The sequence below is a fragment of the Mesorhizobium sp. M0077 genome, from assembly GCF_040322955.1.
In the GTDB taxonomy this organism is placed as follows: Bacteria; Pseudomonadota; Alphaproteobacteria; order Rhizobiales; family Rhizobiaceae; genus Mesorhizobium.
In genome coordinates, this window is sequence record NZ_JAMYUL010000017.1 from 95,067 (window position 1) to 112,851 (window position 17,785).

Here is a 17,785-nt window from a genome sequence, read left to right on the forward strand (position 1 = left end):
AAACGACCGGTTTGTGTAACGCACCGTGAGAGGCGCGGGGCAATTGGAGGAAAGCAATGAAGACCATCGCTAAACTGCTCTGCGGCGTCGCACTCGCGGCTGCCGCCATCGCGCCCGCATCGGCCAAGGACCTCAACAAGGTCGGCATCTCGGTCGGCCTGCTCGGCAACCCCTTCTTCGTCGCCACCATCAAGGGCATCGAGGACGCGGCCAAGAAGATCAACCCGAAGGTCGAGGTGACGTCAGTGTCGGCCGACTACGACCTCAATAAGCAGGTCTCTCAGGTCGATTCCTTCATCGCCGCCGGCGTCGACGTCATCATGCTCAATGCGGTCGATGCCAAGGCGATCGGCCCGGCGGTGAAGAAGGCGCAAGCAGCGGGCATCGTCGTTGCCGCCTTCGACGTTTCGGCGCCAGGCGCCGACGTCACCGTCATGACCAACAACGTCAAGGCCGGCGAAGAGGCCTGCCAGTATCTGGTCGACCACACCGGCGGCAAGGGCGACTACGTCATCCTCAACGGCCCGGCGTCGTCGTCGATCCTGGAGCGGGTCAAGGGCTGCAAGGACGTCCTTGCAAAACACCCCGACATCAAGATCCTCTCCGACGACCAGAATGCCGAAGGCTCGCGCGACGGCGGCCTGAAGGTCTTTCAGTCGCTGCTGACCCGCTTCGACAAGATCGATGCGGTGTTTGCCATCAACGATCCGACGGCGATCGGCGCCCAGCTTGCGGCCAAGCAGCTCAATCGCTCGGAGTTCATCTTCACCGCAGTGGATGGCGCTCCCGATATCGAGAAGGAACTCGCTTCCGGCACCTCGATGATCAAGGCCTCGGCTTCGCAGGATCCCTACGTGATGGCTGGCCAGTCGCTGACGATGGCGGCTGAGCTGCTTGCCGGCAAGAAGCCGGCGGAGCCGACCGTGCTGCTCGACCCGAAGCTGATCACGGCCGAGAACCTGAAAGACTACAAGGGCTGGACCGCAGCCCGCTAAGCCTCCCAAGGCCGATGCGGCCGGGGCAACCCGGCCGCATCTCAATTCAGAAACGGGAGACGATCATGTCGCGCATCGGTATTCATTCCTTCGTCTGGTCGGCGAGTTCGGCGCAAGGCGACCTCGAACGGACGCTGGCCAACACCAAGGAGGCCGGTTTCGACCTGATCGAGTTCTCCTATCTTGACCCCGCCAATGTCGACGTTGGCGGGTTGGCCAGGCGCATCGCCGACCTCAAGCTCGGCGTCGCGATCAGCATCGGCCTGCCGGCCGACGGCGACATTTCGAGTGCCGACAAGGCGGTTGCCGCGCGCGGCGTCGAGATCCTCAACGAGACGATCGCGCTCACCCGCGATCTCGGCGGCCAGAAGATTGGCGGCATCCTCAGTACCAGCCACGGCTTGCAGACGCAGGCGCCGACGCGCGATCAGTGGAACCGCAGCGCGGGTACACTTGCGAAGGTTGCGGAGACGGCCAAGGCCGCCGGCGTCACGCTCAATCTGGAGATCGTCAACCGCTTCGAAAGCAATCTGCTCAACACCGCTTCACAAGGCCTGGCCTTCATCGCGGACACCGGCTCCGACAACATCTTCCTGCACCTCGATACCTTCCACATGAACATCGAGGAGGCCGATGTCGGACTGGCTATCCGCCATGCCGCTGACAAGATCGGTTATGTCCATATCGGCGAGAGCCATCGCGGTTTCCTCGGCACCGGCAATATCAACTTTGCCGCCATCTTCGATGCGCTGACCGCAATCGGCTATAGGGACGACCTCAGCTTTGAATCCTTCTCGTCGAAGATCGTCGACGAGAACCTGTCACGGAAGACCGCGATCTGGCGCAATCTGTGGGCCGACAATATGGAACTGGCCCGGCATGCGCGCGCCTTCATCTCAATCGGTCTGGAGACGGCGCAGCGCAAGGCAGAGCTTGTCGCATCGAGACATCGTCCTTAGCAGGAGCGCGCTGCCAAAGCGCGCCAATGTAGTCGTTCACCCGGCCGGCACTCCCTTCACTTGCAAGGAATCGACGCCGGAGGCGCTGAGTGCGGCGGAGGCAGTCGAGCGGCGTGACACGCAGATACGGGAAGATTTCTGATTTGGCCCACGAAACTCAAAAAAATCAACATTTTCATACGCCCTCCGGGGTCATCCAATCTCCATACTGGACGGGGATGACGTTTGACACAGCGCGGCGGAAAGAAGCAGGATAGCTGATAGAGTCGACATCGCATAATGATGTCACTATATAGCGGCGGCTTCGACCGCGTAGCTGTGGCGGTGTACCACGAAGCAGCAGAAAATGTGTTACGCGTTGTGATCCCTATTGTGATACAAATCGGCCGTCGACAGCAGGAAAAGATCGTAAGAACAATAGCATAAAGCCGAAGCCGATCCCGGCCAACGTACCACTCTATCAAACAATCAGAACGTGCTCCTTGAACCTTCCCTTCATTCGGCTCTTCGGACCTCCGACAAGATCAACTTGCCGGGCGAAGCCGACTCGGTTCGAATGGCAGCATGCATCCTTTACCGGGTGCGGACGTTTACGGTTACCAACCGGCATAGCCGCCAGGGAAAAGCAGTATGAGTGAACATGCGATCGAGTTCTTGCGCGGATGGATCGGTGAAAAGGTCCACTGCCAGCACTCGCCGGTAAAGATCGAGAAGCAGGCCGAGACCCTCGCCAAGGAGTGCGCCGCCAAGGCCGCTGAGGTCGGCATTCCGCTCGAAGATATCCAGGAAGAAGTCGGCGACATCCAGGAACTGATCGCATCGCGGCTCGAAGAGGCGGCCGAGGCCGACCAGAGCAACGCGGCCAAGCCGTGACGCAACAGGCCTGGCGCCGCCAGGCCTTGCCCTCTATCCAAATCGATCTTTCAGCCAGGCCTTCGGCAGCGCCGGCACGAAATTGCCGTCGCGTCCGCTCATATCCTCATTGGCGACCATTGCATTGAGGATCGCCTCCTCTACGCCTTGCGCCACCGCATCGAAGAACGGATCGATATCGACGTCCGGGATGTAAGCCGCGTTTGCGGTTCGTCCCGACGGTGCAAGTGCTGCTTGCGGATTGGCGGTGGTGAAGGCCAGAAAAATGTCGCCCGAACTGTGGTAGCCGAAGCCGCCTGTCATGGCGATGCCGAGCGGCACGCGCTTTGCCAGCCGCTTCATCTGGTGCGGCAGAAATGGCGCATCGGTGGCGACGATGGCGACGATCGAGCCCTTTTCGGCACGCGGCGTGCCTTCGCGCATCGCCGGCTCTACCAGATCAGGCCCGACGCGGGCGCCGCGCAGTGTGAAATTGCGCCGCTTGCCGAAATTCGCCTGCACGAATACGCCGACCGTATGCCTGATGCCCTGCCACTCGACGATGCGCGATGCCGTGCCCGAGCCGGCCTTGAAGCCAAAGGCAATCATGCCGGTGCCGCCGCCGACACTGCCTTCCTCGATCGCTCCACCGGCGGCACCGTCGAGCGCGGCTTCGACATCTTCGAAGCCGACGTGATGACCGTTGATGTCGTTGAGGAAACCATCATAGGTCTCCGCCGCAACCGGCAGGCCCCAGCCGCTGTCGAGCGCCGCCGGCAGCACGCGTTGCATCCAGCGCAGCGTGCCGTCGCGGGTAACGCCGCAGGAATGCGTGTTGGTGATCGTGACCGGCAGGTTGAAGGCGCCGACTTCCTCGATAATGTGCGACCCCGTCAACTCGCCATTGCCGTTCTGGCTGAAGACACCGGCAAACACCGGCGTGGCGAGCTCAGCCAACGGCCGCGGCAGGATGGCGGTGACGCCGGTGCGCACCGGCCCCGTGCCAACCTCGAGCAGACCCTCGCCGGAAATCAGCGTCGCATAGCCGACCGATACGCCGGGCACATCGGTGATGGCGTTGAAGCCGCCCGGCGTGCCCTCGAAGGCAATGCCGAAAGCACGCGCGCGCGGCTTGCCCGCCGGCGTTTGAAGATGCGGGTCATGTCCGGTCATGCGGTCCTCTAAAAAAGCGAGCCCTGATTGCCCGGCTCTTTCGGTTTGCTGGCCGTCGGCTTTGCGGCGGGTTTGCTGGCCGCTGGTTTGGCAACGGCCTGCACCCGCTCGGCGTCGCCGGTCGCGACTGCATTTACGATGCCGTCGGCGAACTCCAGCTGCAGGCCAGCGCCCGGCGCCACATCAACTGCCAGTTTGATCACCGCGCCGTCGGCATCCTTGACCAGCGCGAAGCCGCGGGCCAGCACAGCCTTGTGCGACAGCGTTGCCATCAGCCTCTCGGATTGGACGATGCGGCCGCGCAGTCGCTCCAGCCTGAGCAGTACCGCTTGCGTGCCGCGTCTCGTCAAAGCTGTCAGCAGATCCCTCTGCACGGTTTGCCGCCGTGCCGTTGGCTCGATCGTAATGCGGCCTTGCAGCAAAGCCAGTTGCTGCCTGTGCCGTTGCAGGGATGCTTTCGCACATTTTGGCAACTGATCCGCCGCACGATTCAACTCCGCGCGCCGGGCTCTCGCCAATGCGCGCAGCGCCCCTTGAGCGCGCAAAAGGTTGCGGTCGTTGGTGCGTCGCGCCTCGGCAATTCGCCGCGACAGCGTTGCCGGAGTGAGCTTCACGGCGAAGAACCGAGCTTGCTTTCTTTCGGTGGAGACCATCAGCCCCCGGCTAAGCCGGCTGGCCGCCTCGTCCAGCCGCCGTCGCGGCAGCGCCAGCAACTGGTCGGGCGAGGGCAGCGCGCGGGCGGCCGCACGCGAGGCCTGCCGCTTGCGTTCGAAATTGCGCAAGGTAGCTGCTTTGAGCCGTGCGCCAAGACTGGCTAGTGTCGCTTCGAGGTCCGCTTTCACCGGCACCGCGATCTCCGCCGCACCTGTCGGCGTCGGTGCCCGCATGTCGGCGACGAGATCGATCAAGGTCCAGTCGGTCTCGTGGCCGACGGCCGAAATCACCGGGATGCGCGAGGCAGCGACGGCGCGCGCCAGCCCTTCATCGTTGAACCCCCAGAGGTCCTCGAGGCTGCCGCCGCCGCGCGCCACGATCAGAAGGTCGGGCGGCACGATCGCTCCATCCCAGGCCAGCGCGTTGAAGCCGTTGACGGCCGCCGTCACTTCCGCCCCCGCCGTCTCGCCCTGCACTCTCACCGGCCAGACCAGCACATGCAGCGGAAAGCGGTCCTTGATGCGATGGATGATGTCACGGATCACCGATCCGGTCGGCGAGGTGACGACGCCGATGGTGCGCGGCATGAAGGGCAGCCGCCGCTTGCGGCCGGCATCGAACAGCCCTTCGGCCTGCAGTCGCCGCTTGCGCTCTTCCAAAAGCGCCATCAGCGCCCCGGCGCCGGCGGGTTCTAGATTGTCGATGACGATCTGGTAGTTGGATTTGCCGGGATAGGTGGTGAGTTTGCCGGTGGCGATCACCTCCATCCCCTCTTCGGGGCGGAATTTCAGCCGGCTCATCGTGCCTTTCCAGACCACGGCATCGAGCCGCGCGCGGTCGTCCTTCAGGGTGAAATAGGCATGGCCGGAAGAGTGCGGCCCACGATAGCCGGAAATTTCGCCGCGCACCCGCACATGGCCGAAGACATCCTCGACCGTGCGCTTCAGCGCGCCGGAAATCTCGCTCACCGTGTATTCGGTGGCATTGGTTCGTGATTCGGATTCTGCGTCGCTCATCGGCCGATTGAGCGGCTGTTGTCGCTCCGCGTCAAGATTCCATAACTTGATCTTAAGCCTGTCCTGATTGACTCTGGGCCAAGGAGGACGCATGAGCGCCCGCAGACAACGCAGCCCGTTGACGTTCCAGGTCACCCTGACGGTGCTGACGCTTGCCGTTTTTGCACTGGCCATCGTTGTCGGCTTCGGCCTTTACGCCACCATGCAGGCCGACCGGGTCTCGCTCGAGCGGCAGAAGGTTTTCCTGGCCAACGGCCTGCAGGACCAGGTCGCCGCGGTAAAGCGCGAGCAGGAAAGCGTCGCCGTCTGGGATGATTCCGTTATCAACGCCAAGGCCGGCAACCAGACCTGGATGGCAGAGAATCTCAGCGTCTGGATGTCCTCGTATTACGGCCACAACCGGGTCTATGTGCTGGACGACGCCAACCGGCCGGTCCACGCCATGCGCGAAGGCAAGGTCGTGTCGCCTGCCGTCTTTGGCGAGGACGAACCCGCTTTGCGGCCGACCATCGCCAGGTTGCGCCAGATGATGAGCAAGGACGCAAGCCAGGCCGGCGCAAAATTCGTTGCCGACGATCTGGTCTCGCTTGGCGGTCAGCCTGCCATACTCAGCGTCATGCCTCTGGTGCCGAGTTCGGATCGCGTCACCCAGGCATCCGGCAGCGAATATCTGCATGTCTCCATAGAGTTCATCAACGACGCGGTGATCGGCAAGATCGCGCAGAAATATCTGCTGGCGGGGGCGCATCTCCTGCCGATGGCTCAGCCGCTTGGCTCTGCTGCCATTCCGCTTATCGACAAACAGGGTGTCATCCTCGGCTATATTGCCTGGGACCAGGAACGGCCCGGCCTGACGCTGGTGGGCAAGGCCAGCCCGGCCCTGGCTCTGGCCGCGCTGGTTGCGGCGAGCGTGCTCGCCTTTCTGCTCCGGCGTCTGCGCCGTGCGTCATCGGCGCTGCAGACCAGCCAGGCCCAGGCGCAATATCTCGCCTTTCACGACACGCTCACCGGCCTGCCCAACCGGGCACTGTTCGAGGACAGGCTGCGGCGTGCCTTGCTTACCTCCGGCAATGAAAGCAAGGTCGCGCTGCTTTATCTCGATCTAGATCGCTTCAAGCATGTCAACGACACGCTTGGTCACCCGGCAGGCGACGAACTCGTGCGCCAGACGGCGGCCAGGCTTCAGCATACGGTTCGCGACGTCGACACGGTGGCAAGACTGGGTGGCGACGAATTCGCGGTGATCCTGATCGATGTCCGCGACGTCAGGAACGCAGAGGATATTTCCGAGAGGGTGCTGCAGAAACTGCAGGAGCCGTTCAAGCTGATGGACGATCAGGTCTTTATCAGCGCCAGCATCGGCATAGCCTTGTCGACAGGCCCTGATGCCGACGCAGACGATCTGCTGCGCAAGGCCGACATCGCGCTCTACGAAGCCAAGAAGAACGGCCGTGGCCGCTACCAGGTCTTCGCCGGCGACATGGACGACCTTTTGCTGCGCAAGCGCAAGGTCGAGAGCGAGCTGCGCAGCGCGCTGAATGGCGGCACCGGTATCAAGCTCGCCTACCAGCCGGTCTTTGCCAGCGACGGCAAGACCATTGTCGGCGCCGAGGCGCTGATCCGCTGGGCGCATGAGGTCCATGGCGCACTGCCGGCGGCGCAGTTCATCGCCATCGCCGAGGAACGCGGCATGATCGGGCAGCTCGGCGCATGGGCCCTGCTGGAAGCCTGCCGCTTCGCCGTGAAGACCAAACTGCCGTGGCTCGCCGTCAATGTCTCGCCGCTGCAATTGCGCGACGCCGGCTTTGCCGAAGAGGTTGCCTCGATCCTCGCCGAAACCGGACTGGCGCCGAAGCGCCTGCAGCTCGAAATCACCGAAAACGTTCTCCTGGAAAACAACGACACCACCAGAGCGGCTCTGGCAGCCTTGCGCCAGTCGGGCGTCGGCATTGTGCTCGACGATTTCGGCACCGGCTATTCGTCGCTGAGCTATCTGCGCCGCCATGCCATCGACAAGCTCAAGATCGACCGCTCCTTCGTGCGGCTTCTCGACGGCGACGGCAATTCGGGCGCCATCGTCAAGGCGCTGATCGATCTCGCCGGCGCGCTCAAGGTCGAGGTCACCGCCGAGGGCGTAGAGACCGAGGTGCAAAAGGCGCTGCTGGTCGCCATGGGCTGCCAGCAGCTGCAGGGCTACCTCTTGTCGCCGCCGCTGGAGCCGGCGCAATTGGTGGCGCTGTCCGGCCTGTCGTCGGCCAACGCAACGACGGAGGCGGCAGCGTCGGCCTGATCGTTCCTACCAGCCAGGCAGGATCTGGTTCGGCTTGCTCCGCTTCATCTTGGCGAAGGCGAGCGAGGCGAAATCGAAGCTTCCCGTTTCTTCGCCGAGCGGCACGGAAATATTGTCGAGGCTTTCCGAGATGTGTCGGGCCAGAGCGTCGACGATTTCGGGACGCGAGGTCTGGCCGCGCATGATGCCGATGCGGCAGTCGGGCAGGGCGCCAAAACCGTCGGCTTCGCCCAGCACCCGCATGCCGGGCCGCAGCGCGCATTCCGGCAGCACCGAGATCGCCAGTCCCGACAGCACCGCGGCGGTGATGACGGTGGCCGAGAAGCTGGTGAACAGGATTCGATAGTCGCGGCTTTGCCGGTCGAGCACATCGACGGCGGCGCGCCGCCAGATGCAGTTCGGCCGGCCGAAGGCCATCGGCAGCACTTCCTGTTCGTGCGTGGCATGGTTGGCCGAGGTCACCCATAGCAGCGGCTCGCGCCGCACCACTTCCGACTGGCCGCGCGTGTCGTTGTGCGTCACCAGCGCAAGATCGAGATTGCCGCGCTTGATATGCTCGACCAAGCCTGGTGTCGGCTCGCAGATGACGGTCAGTTCGACGCGTGGGTTGGAGCGCGTGAAGCGTGCCATGATTTCGGGCAGGAACCGGTCGGCATAGTCGTCGGGGGTGCCGATGCGGATGGTGCCTTCGAGCCGCTGGTCATCGAAGGCGGCCAGCGTTTCGCGGTTGAGATAGAGCAGGCGGCGCGCGTAGGAGAGCAGCTTGTCGCCTTCCTCAGTCAGCCTGTTGGTGCGGCCGTCCTTTTCGAACAGCGGCTTGCCGATCCGCTCTTCCAGCCGGCGCATCTGCATCGACACCGCCGATTGCGTGCGCAGCACTTCCTCGGCCGCGCGGGTAAAGCTGCCGGTATCGGCAATCGAGATGAAGGTCTGCAACTGGTCGAGATCGAGTGGCGCTTTCATCGGTCCAATCCATCACTAGCGTTGATGCTAAAGATTAGAAACATTCGTTGGATTAATCAATCGGTGCGTGGCAAATTCACATTGTCCACATGAAGGCATGTGAATCGAGACCGGAACGGCCGCTGTCCCCAGTGCCGATCGCCTGGTCTTGTCCAGTTCGAGTCTGAAGGAGACCGACATGACCACGTTTGATTTCGCCACCGAGACCTCGCGCATAACCTCGCGTCCGGCCGTTGCGACGCGCGTGGCCAACACCCTTCTCAATGCCTACCAGGCCTGGAAAAATCGCCGGGCCTTCTATCGCCTCGGCGAGATGTCGGACGCCGAACTCGCCGATATCGGCCTGACGCGCGCGGATCTCCATGTCGCCATCGATGTGCCGTTCGGCGCCGATCCGACCGTGAAGCTGCGTGCGATTGCGAGCGATCGTGCCGATACGATCGAAGATCTCGCCCGCCAAATAGCGTGATATCGGGCGCATTGTTTCGGTTGCCGTGAACCTTTCTCAGGCTCGCTGCGACCAACGAGTATAGCAGGCTCCCCACTCCCTGCCGGGTCCCCGCCGGCCAGCCTGCACACTGGCCCGGTCCTCCTCCAGGACCGGGCTTTTCTTTTAAAGCTCCGTCGTCATCGTGCGGTCTGCGCCGCGTCGCTTCGTTCCTTGCTCCGAAGCCGCGAAGGTCAGCGCCCAACTACCGCCAACTACCGCCGGTCCATGTCCCGCTTGAACTGGTCGAAGATCGTTTCCACGCCCTTCTGATAGTCGTCGCGCTGCTGGGCGCCGGTCTCGAACATCTTGCCGAAAATATCGTCGAACGGATTGCGTGGCCTGCCGCTCGGATTGGCCTGCGGTTGCGGCGCCTGGCGCTCCTGCGGTGCCTGTCGCGGCTGGGGTGCTTGCGGCTGCTGCGGCGCCGGCTGCCCACCGGGCAGGCCGAAGCCGCCACCACCGCCTTGCCGCATCATCTTTTCAAAAATCTTGCCCAGCGGGTTCTCGCCGTAAGGGCTCTGCGTCTGTTGCGGCTGTGTTGGCTGTTGCGGCCGGCCCTGCGGTTGCTGTGCCGCGCCACCGCCGAACATATCCTGCAGCACCTTGCCCAGCGGATTGTCGCCATAGGGGTTGGGCGCCTGTTGCGGCTGGCTTTGCGGCTGTTGGGCGCCGCCGCGGAACATGTCCTGCAGCACTTTGCCCAGCGGGTTCTCACCGTAAGGATTGGGTGCTGGCTGCGGCGCAGGCTGTGCCCCGCCGCCCGCCTGCCGCATCATCTGTTCGATGATCTCGCCGAGCGGATTGCTGCCGCCGCCGAAGCCACCGGCGGCCTGCATCTGACCCCCGGTCAACTGGTTTGTCGTCTGCTTGAACAATCCGCCCATCACCATCGAAGCGATGGCCGGCAGCATCTGCTGCAGGATCTGCTGGCTGACGCCGGTCGCCTGCGCGGCCTGGCTGGCCACCGCGCGCGACAGCTCCTTCGAGCCGAACAGATGACCCAGAATGCCATTGCCCTCATTGACGCCTTGCGGTGAGAAAGCCCTGGTCGCGTCCTCGAAGTATTTGGCGTGCTGGCCGCTCGCCATCGCCGTCATGAAAGCGCCTAGCCCATAGGGATCGGCGGTGTTGCGTTGCAACCCTTGCGAGAAGGCCGGCAGCAGAGCGGCGACAGCCGCCTGCGTCTGCTGCATGGAAAGCCCGTACTGCTGGGCAAGCGCCTGCATGCCGTTGCCGTTCTGCGCCTGCGCCAATATGTCGAACAAGGTAGGCATCGGTTTCTCCTCCGGGAAATCCTCGAGGGAGAACCTAGTTCGTTTCGATGTTCGATTGAAGCGGCTTTTGCCGCTGCTCAAGGCGCGACGCTAATACGCATATTCCATGAACACCGGCTCGATCGAGCCGCCCCAGCGCGTGTGGTAGGCCGACAGCATTTCCTCGGCACTGGTGGTACCGCGCGCCACGACTTCGTCCAGCGTGTTGAGGAACGAGGTCTCGTCATAGCCGTCGCGGTTCTTCCTGCCGCGATTTTTCAGCCCAAGGCGCGAAATCGTCATTACATCGCGGCCGATCTCACGCAGCGTCGTGTTGCGGAACGGCGCGGAAATGCCTTGTTCCGGCACCGCATTGCGCATCGCCAGCGTTTCTTCATAGGTCCAGCTCGAAGTCAGCGCCTCGGCGGCGTCGAGCGCGGCCTCGTCATAGAGCAGCCCGACCCAGAAGGCCGGCAGTGCGCAGATGCGGCGCCACGGCCCGCCATCGGCGCCGCGCATTTCGAGGAAGCGCTTCAGCCTGACGTCGGGGAACAGCGTCGACAGATGGTTCGCCCAGTCGCCCATGGTCGGCAGTCCGTCTGGTACTTCATTGCGGGCAGCGCCGGTCATGAACTGGCGGAAGGTGATGTGCGTCATGTCGTGATAGTGGCCGTCGCGGATGACGAAATACATCGGCACGTCGAGCGCCCATTCGACATAGTCGGCAAAGCCGAACTCGGGCGAGAAGCAGAATTCGAGCAGGCCCGAGCGCTGGTTGTCGGTGTCGCGCCAGATGTCGCCGCGCCAGCTCTGCAGCCCGTTCGGCCGGCTGTCGGTGAAGGGCGAGTTGGCAAACAGCGCCGTCGACAGTGGCTGCAGCTTCAGCGACACCTGCATCTTGCGGCGCATGTCGGCTTCGCTTTCGAAGTCGAGGTTCACCTGGATGGTGCAGGTGCGATACATCATGTCGAGACCCTTGGTGCCGACCTTGGGCATGTAGCGGGTCATGATTTCGTAGCGCGATTTCGGCATTTTCGGCGTCTCGGCCAGCGACCATTTCGGGCTGCCGCCGAGGCCGAGAAAGCGGATGCCCATCGGCTCGGCGATCTCGCGGACCTGCGCCAGATGCGCATTGCCCTCGCGACAGGTCTGGTGGATCGTTTCCAGCGGCGCGCCCGACAGCTCGAACTGGCCGCCCGGCTCGAGCGAGATCGCGCCCTGGCCGGTCGGCTCGACCAGGCCGATGATGCGGCCGTCATCGATGATCGGGTCCCAGCCGAGCTTTTGCTGCATGCCTTCGAGGATGGCGCGGATGCCGCGCTCGCCGCCATAGGGCACCGGCGCGTTGCCGTCGACATAGAAGGGGAACTTCTCGTGCTCGGTCCCGATGCGCCACTTGTCGCGCGGCTTGTTGCCTTCGGCCAGATGCTCGACCAGTTCGTCGATGCCTTCGATTGGCCGGAAATCGGTTGTGTCGCGCGCCATGGGGCCCCCTCTGCGGCTCTCGGAGCCCGCCGGCGCTAAATGGACGAAATGTCAGCAGCCGATCAAGCGAAAAATCCTGAGCCACAGGTCAACAGGAATTGATCTTTACGCCTCTTACCAGTCTCCGACCGTCGCCTGCATCACCGCAAGCGCCGCTACAGCTGCTGTGTCAGCGCGCAGGATGCGCGGTCCGAGCGGGATGGCAGTGACGAAGGGGAGCGCCCGCAGCATCTTGCGTTCGTCGTCGGAAAAGCCGCCTTCCGGCCCGACCAGCAGCGCCAGCTTCCTCTCCGGCACCGCCTGCAATGCCGGCAGCGGGTTGTTGGTCGAGGCATCCTCGTCGCAGAAGATAAGCCGGCGTTCCTTGTCCCAGCCGGAGAGCAGGCGCTCGAATTTCTCGGCCTCGCGCACTTCCGGCACCGCCAGTATGCCGCATTGCTCGGCCGCCTCGACGACATTCGCGCGCAGCCGGTCGATGGAGGGTTTTGCCACTTGCGTGTGCTGGGTGATCACCGGCTGCAGGATGCCGGCGCCCATCTCCACCGCCTTCTGCACGAGATAGTCGAGCCGGCCCTGCTTCAGCGGCGCGAAACAATAGACGAGATCGGGCAGCGGCGGTTGCGGCCGCTGCGAGGCCAGCACCTTCAGCCGCACCGCCCTTTTCGACCTGGTGGCAATCGCCGCCGACCACTCGCCGTCGCGGCCGTTGAAGACCAGGATCTCGGCGCCTTCGCCGAGCCGCAGCACATGCGTGAGATAATGGCTCTGCTGCTGGCCGGCATCGAATTCGATGCCTGCCGCGAGGTCGTCCGGCACGAACAGCCGCTGCATCTTGTAATTGGCGCGCATCGCCGAGGAATGGGCGAGGCGGTGCCTGGCGTCAAGTCTCGGCGGAACGATGCCACACCGGTTCAAAACCGTGCCGCAGCACCGAAACGGTCGTGGCCGGTGTGAGCAGGCGCAGCGACCGGCCGGCAAGGCTGTCGAAGGCCGCCGCATCGCCATAGCCTGCGAACGACCAGGGCAGCGCGTTGCCGCCGCGCAGCGCATAGGCCGAGCCGCCATCCGCGATCATCGCTCCGTCCGGCAATTCGGCAAGCTCTCCCATGGTGACATCAGGTGGCTTGCCGCCGGAAGCCAGCCGCTCCTTGTGCAGCCGCTTGTCCACCATTGGCGCGCGCGGTTCGTTTACACCGAAGACTTTGCCGACAAAATCCGTGGCTCGCTCACGCCGGCAATAGAAACAGGGACGGTGCCCGGCGGCCAGCGCCGTCACCTCGTCGAGGAAGAACAACTCGGTCCAGCCGGCCCTGCCGCCCGGCCTGTTCCTGCCCATCGGCTCGCGCCGCGCATTGCGGAATTGGCAGACGCAGATGATCCAGGCCGGCAAGGCCCAACGCTTTTTCAGCAGCGTCTTGGTCTCAGGATCGTGGATGATGCCGCGATTGCCGGTGAACAGGCCGCGCTCGGATATGGCATGGATGGCGCCGAACGGATCGACCCGGTTCTGCAGTGGCATAGCTCTCTCCCGAATACGCATCTTGGCTGCAATACGGGCGACATGATATCGCTCGTCGCGTCATTTCATGTCAGCAGGGTTTTGCGATGCGGGTGCTGGTGGTCCAGAACTACGACAACACCGGCCTTGGCCAGGTTGGTGCCGCGCTCGCCGAAGCCGGCGCCGATCTCGACCTGCGCCGGCCCTACAAGGGCGATGCGCTGCCGGACGACGCGACCGGACACGATGCCATGGTGATGCTTGGCGGCGGTCAGAATGCGCTGGCCGACGATGACTACCCGTATTTCCCGGCGCTGCTCGAACTGACCCGCGATTTCGCCGCCAAGGATCGCTCGGTTCTCGGTATCTGCCTGGGCAGCCAGTTGGTTGCCCGCACTTTCGGCGGTGAGAACCAGATCGGCGGCGCCTCGGAATTCGGCTGGCACAAGGTATCGCTGACGCCGGACGCCAAAACCGATCCGGTGCTTGGCGCACTTCCCCAGGATTTCCCCATCTTCGAATGGCACGACGACACTTTCGCGCTGCCGTCAAATGCGGTGCGGCTTGCCGGCAGCGAAATTGCCGAGAACCAGGCGTTCCGTATCGGCCGCGCTGTCTACGGCTTCCAGTTCCATTTCGAGGCCGACCGGCCGATGGTGAGGGACTGGAGCACATCCTTCGCGCCGCTGATTGCCGATCGCCATCCCGACTGGCAGGATCGCCTCGACAGCGAAATGGCACGCAACGGCCCCGAGGCCGACGCCGCGGGCTTGGCCATTGCCCGCGCCTGGGTGGCGACGATCTGAGACTGGCCGCGCGCAGTCAGCAATTCCAGGAAAAGTGTGAAGCGGTTTTCCGTCCGAAATTGCGTCAGATAAAAGGATAGAGCGGTTCGCCGTAGCGGCGAACCGCTCTATCCGTTGCATAATTGGCACGCGGCGGGGAATCTGCCGGGGACAACTTCTTTCGTCCTTGGTTTGTGGCCGAACGCTATCCTACAAGGCGCGCGCTCTGCATCGGCAATGCAACCGCGATGAACCTTCTGTGTGCTCCGCGCGACACACCGCCGATACAGAATCGACCTACAAGCGCGAAATCGTCGAAACTTTGAGACGAATTCGTTGTTTCAACGCATTGGTAACCGCCTCGTGCCCAGATGCAGGAAGCTCAACTAGAGATGACGTCCGTGAAAGCAGCGCTTCTGTCCTTTGTCATGCTGTCTGCCATCGTTTTGTGCGGTCTCGGCATATATTCCGCCGATGCAGCCAACAACCACCAAGCCGTCGACGGCTACGGCGTCACCGCCGCCCTCCGTTAAAACGCTTTTCCCTGTACCGTCAGGATACGCTTGTCCGCGCCGTCTACGGCGAGCGCGCTGAGCATTCCTGACTGCCAGGCGAGCGTGTCGACATTGACGCGGTTGGGCATAACTTCGGCCTCCGGCACCGGCGTGTGGCCGTGCACGATCACCTTCGGGTAAAGCCCTGGATGGTTGTGGAAGACGTCGCGGATCCAGACCAGATCCTGTGGGCTCTGGCTCTCCAGCGGCACGTCAGGCCTGATGCCGGCATGGCAGAAGAAGAAATCACCTGATATCAGTGACAATTGCAGCGACCGCAGGAAGTCGACATGGGCTTGCGGTACAGCATTGACCAGTGCCTGGTGTCCCCGCCGTAACGCCTCGGCCTTGCCGAACCAGCTTGCGTGTCCCGCTAGGTCGACGCCATAGGATTGTGCCGTCTGCACGCCGCCATAGCGGATGAACAGCCCTTCCGGGTCAGGCTCGTCGAGAAAATCGAGGAAGCCGATATCGTGGTTGCCGGCGAGCATCAGATGCCGTGGATCGCGTTTCTGTGCCTCGATCAGGAAGTCTATGACGCCCTTGGACTCTGGTCCGCGGTCGACATAGTCGCCGAGGTGGATGACGCGCCAATCGCTGGTCGGCTTGTATTCGAGTTCGCTCTCGATGCGGCGATGCATGGCGGCGAGCAGATCGAGCCGGCCATGCACGTCGCCGATCGCATAGAGGCGCATGCCATCGGGCGCGCGCGCGTCGAGGTAGTGGATGCCGGTCTCGGTCAAGGCGGCTTCGTCTCCGTGATCCAGCGAGGCTAGGGTCTAATCGGTGAACAAGACCCTATCGCCGCAACTGGTCCTTGCCCATCTCGGTCACCAGCCGTTTGCCGCACAGTGCCAGCGTGATGTCCATCTCCTTGCGGATGATGTCCAGCGCCAGGGTCACGCCTTGCTTGCCCATGGCGCCCAACCCGTACAGGAACGGGCGGCCGATATAGGTGCCCTTGGCGCCGAGGCAAAGCGCCTTCAGCACGTCCTGGCCCGAGCGGATGCCGCCGTCCATATGCACTTCGATCCTGTCGCCGACGGCATCGGCGATCTCCTCCAGCGCCATGATTGACGACGATGCGCCGTCGAGCTGGCGCCCGCCATGGTTGGAAACGATGATGGCGTCGGCGCCGGTCTCGACCGCCATCAGCGCGTCCTCTTTGTCGAGAATGCCTTTCAGGATCAGCTTGCCGCCCCAGCGCTCCTTGATCCAGGCGACGTCCTTCCACGACAGGTGCGGGTCGAACTGCTCCGTCGTCCACGATGCCAGCGAAGCGACGTCGCCGACGCCCTTGGCATGGCCGACAATGTTGCGGAAGGTGCGGCGCTTGGTGCCGGCAATGCCCATCAGCCAGCGCGGTCGCATGGCGATGTTGGCAATGTTGGCCAGCGTCATCTTGGGCGGCGCCGACAGCCCGTTGCGGACATCCTTGTGGCGCTGCCCCAGGATCTGCAGGTCGAGCGTCAACACCAGCGCCGAGCATTTTGCAGCCTTCGCCCTGTCGATCAGGTCGAGCACGAAATCCTTGTCGCGAAGCACGTAGAGCTGGAACCAGAACGGCTTCTTCGTCACCGACGCGACATCCTCGATCGAGCAGATGCTCATCGTCGACAGCGTGAACGGCACGCCGAATTCCTCTGCCGCCTGCGCCGCCAGCATCTCGCCATCGGCATGCTGCATGCCGGTCATTCCAGTTGGGGCAAGCGCCACCGGCATCGCCACTTTCTCGCCGATCATGGTCGATTCCAGCGAGCGGTTGCTCATGTCGACCAGCACGCGCTGACGGAATTTTATCTTCTGGAAGTCCTCCTCGTTGGCGCGGTAGGTGCTTTCGGTCCAGGCGCCGGAATCGGCATAGTCGTAGAACATCTTCGGCACCCGCCGGCGCGCCAGGTCCTTGAGATCGGCAATGGTGAGGATGTCGCTCATGGTGGTTCCTCGTTAGCCAGTCGTCTTGAAGCCGTCGTCGGCGTCGGAGCGCTGCTTGAGCCTGAGCCGCGACACGCGCTGCCAGTCGCCGCTGCGTTCGGCCTCGAGCATCGAGCGCTCGACATAGGAGATATGGTCCATCGCCGCCTGGCGGGCAGCTGAGGGATCGCCGGCCTTCACGGCTTTGTAGATCGCGCCGTGCTGGGCCAGCAGCGCCTCGCGCGCTCCGGGCACGCTGAACACCAGAAGCCGGTTCTGGAACACGCCTTCAGACAGCAGCCGGTAGCAGGAGCGCAGCGTATGCAAGAGGATGATGTTGTGCGCGCATTCGCACACAGCATGGTGGAACTCGACGTCGATTTCCGCCTCGTCGTCGAAATCGCCGGTGCGGTGCGCCTCGTCCATACGCGCCATGATGCGGTCGAGCAGCGCAATGTCGTCCGCTGTCGCGCGTCGCGCCGCATATTCGGCCGCAACACCTTCGATCTCGCGGCGGTATTCCAGATAGTCGGTCACCGCCTTGCGGTGCATCGAGATGAGGTCGGTCACCGGCTTGGTGAACAACTGGCCGATGACGTCGGCGACATGGGTGCCGCCGCCGGCCTTGGTGATCAGCAGCCCGCGCCCTTCCAGCGCCTTCAGCGCATCGCGCAGGATCGGCCGCGACACGTCGAACTGGCGCGCCAGCTCGCGCTCGCCCGGCAGCCGGTCGCCGGTGCGCAGCACGCCTTCAAGGATCAGGCTTTCGATCTGCTGCACCACCTCGTCGGCGGTGCGCGAATGCTCGATCCTGGAGAAAATATCGCTCAACGGGGGCCTGGGAAATTGAACCGGCGTCGCGCAAGATAAAGCCAGCGTCGCCAACTGGTCAAATTATTTATCC

General features: G+C 63.4%; 17 protein-coding genes. 7 read left to right on the plus strand and 10 right to left on the minus strand.

All coding sequences use genetic code 11. The annotated features are described in order from the left end of the window. Positions 1-56 precede the first annotated feature (56 nt). The 3 genes from NKJ57_RS26425 to NKJ57_RS26435 all read left to right on the plus strand — a co-directional run bounded on the left by NKJ57_RS26425 (position 57) and on the right by NKJ57_RS26435 (position 2,827). Positions 57-995, plus strand: coding sequence for an ABC transporter substrate-binding protein (locus NKJ57_RS26425; protein ID WP_023670567.1), 939 nt, complete (start codon positions 57-59; stop codon positions 993-995). Positions 996-1,060: 65 nt separating this feature from the next. Continuing rightward, on the plus strand, positions 1,061-1,954 hold the full coding sequence (locus NKJ57_RS26430) for a sugar phosphate isomerase/epimerase family protein (RefSeq protein ID WP_352513133.1): 894 nt from the start codon (positions 1,061-1,063) through the stop codon (positions 1,952-1,954). 630 nt (positions 1,955-2,584) lie between these two features. After that, positions 2,585-2,827 (plus strand): DUF768 domain-containing protein, encoded by a 243-nt coding sequence (locus NKJ57_RS26435; protein WP_023670565.1) that lies wholly within the window; start codon positions 2,585-2,587, stop codon positions 2,825-2,827. A gap of 33 nt (positions 2,828-2,860) precedes the next feature. Here NKJ57_RS26435 and NKJ57_RS26440 read toward each other — a convergent pair whose 3' ends face one another. Continuing rightward, the gene (locus NKJ57_RS26440; protein WP_352513131.1) at positions 2,861-3,979 is read right to left on the minus strand and encodes a DmpA family aminopeptidase; all 1,119 of its coding nucleotides are present in this window, start codon (positions 3,977-3,979) and stop codon (positions 2,861-2,863) included. An 8-nt stretch (positions 3,980-3,987) separates the two neighbouring features. Continuing rightward, a complete protein-coding gene (gene xseA, locus NKJ57_RS26445) occupies positions 3,988-5,649 on the minus strand; it encodes an exodeoxyribonuclease VII large subunit (protein WP_352513129.1) in 1,662 nt (553 codons plus the stop codon). A gap of 91 nt (positions 5,650-5,740) precedes the next feature. Here xseA and NKJ57_RS26450 point away from each other — a divergent pair, with 91 nt between their 5' ends. Beyond that, on the plus strand, positions 5,741-7,939 hold the full coding sequence (locus tag NKJ57_RS26450; RefSeq protein WP_352513127.1) for a bifunctional diguanylate cyclase/phosphodiesterase: 2,199 nt from the start codon (positions 5,741-5,743) through the stop codon (positions 7,937-7,939). A 6-nt stretch (positions 7,940-7,945) separates the two neighbouring features. Here the strand turns inward: NKJ57_RS26450 and NKJ57_RS26455 are convergent, their stop codons facing one another. Beyond that, a complete protein-coding gene (locus NKJ57_RS26455) occupies positions 7,946-8,902 on the minus strand; it encodes a LysR substrate-binding domain-containing protein (RefSeq protein ID WP_023670561.1) in 957 nt (318 codons plus the stop codon). Between the two features lie 178 nt (positions 8,903-9,080). On the opposite strand from NKJ57_RS26455, the gene NKJ57_RS26460 reads away from it, so the two are divergent. Next, positions 9,081-9,371: a DUF1127 domain-containing protein gene (locus NKJ57_RS26460; protein WP_023670560.1), complete on the plus strand. Its 291-nt coding sequence runs from the start codon at positions 9,081-9,083 to the stop codon at positions 9,369-9,371. Positions 9,372-9,604: 233 nt separating this feature from the next. Here NKJ57_RS26460 and NKJ57_RS26465 read toward each other — a convergent pair whose 3' ends face one another. The 4 genes from NKJ57_RS26465 to NKJ57_RS26480 form a co-directional block, all read right to left on the minus strand. Continuing rightward, on the minus strand, positions 9,605-10,666 hold the full coding sequence (locus NKJ57_RS26465; RefSeq protein WP_352513125.1) for a DUF937 domain-containing protein: 1,062 nt from the start codon (positions 10,664-10,666) through the stop codon (positions 9,605-9,607). A 90-nt stretch (positions 10,667-10,756) separates the two neighbouring features. After that, on the minus strand, positions 10,757-12,130 hold the full coding sequence (locus NKJ57_RS26470; RefSeq protein WP_352513123.1) for a glutamate--cysteine ligase: 1,374 nt from the start codon (positions 12,128-12,130) through the stop codon (positions 10,757-10,759). A gap of 114 nt (positions 12,131-12,244) precedes the next feature. Further along, positions 12,245-12,979, minus strand: a complete 735-nt coding sequence (locus NKJ57_RS26475) for a 16S rRNA (uracil(1498)-N(3))-methyltransferase (protein ID WP_023818657.1) — start codon at positions 12,977-12,979, stop codon at positions 12,245-12,247. Positions 12,980-13,010: 31 nt separating this feature from the next. Further along, complete coding sequence (locus NKJ57_RS26480; RefSeq protein WP_352513121.1) at positions 13,011-13,649, minus strand: hypothetical protein; 639 nt, start codon at positions 13,647-13,649, stop codon at positions 13,011-13,013. 86 nt (positions 13,650-13,735) lie between these two features. On the opposite strand from NKJ57_RS26480, the gene NKJ57_RS26485 reads away from it, so the two are divergent. Further along, positions 13,736-14,434: a type 1 glutamine amidotransferase gene (locus tag NKJ57_RS26485; protein ID WP_352513119.1), complete on the plus strand. Its 699-nt coding sequence runs from the start codon at positions 13,736-13,738 to the stop codon at positions 14,432-14,434. A gap of 371 nt (positions 14,435-14,805) precedes the next feature. Then, positions 14,806-14,946: a hypothetical protein gene (locus NKJ57_RS26490; protein WP_006206855.1), complete on the plus strand. Its 141-nt coding sequence runs from the start codon at positions 14,806-14,808 to the stop codon at positions 14,944-14,946. On the opposite strand, the gene NKJ57_RS26495 is transcribed toward NKJ57_RS26490, so the two are convergent. The 3 genes from NKJ57_RS26495 to NKJ57_RS26505 are packed head-to-tail and all read right to left on the minus strand — an operon-like array spanning position 14,943 to position 17,712. Beyond that, the gene (locus NKJ57_RS26495) at positions 14,943-15,710 is read right to left on the minus strand and encodes a metallophosphoesterase family protein (protein WP_352513117.1); all 768 of its coding nucleotides are present in this window, start codon (positions 15,708-15,710) and stop codon (positions 14,943-14,945) included. The two genes, NKJ57_RS26490 and NKJ57_RS26495, sit on opposite strands and share 4 nt — an antisense overlap. Positions 15,711-15,765: 55 nt before the next feature. Continuing rightward, positions 15,766-16,902 (minus strand): alpha-hydroxy acid oxidase, encoded by a 1,137-nt coding sequence (locus NKJ57_RS26500; RefSeq protein ID WP_023815110.1) that lies wholly within the window; start codon positions 16,900-16,902, stop codon positions 15,766-15,768. A 12-nt stretch (positions 16,903-16,914) separates the two neighbouring features. Further along, positions 16,915-17,712, minus strand: a complete 798-nt coding sequence (locus NKJ57_RS26505) for an FCD domain-containing protein (RefSeq protein WP_023695102.1) — start codon at positions 17,710-17,712, stop codon at positions 16,915-16,917. Positions 17,713-17,785 lie beyond the last annotated feature (73 nt).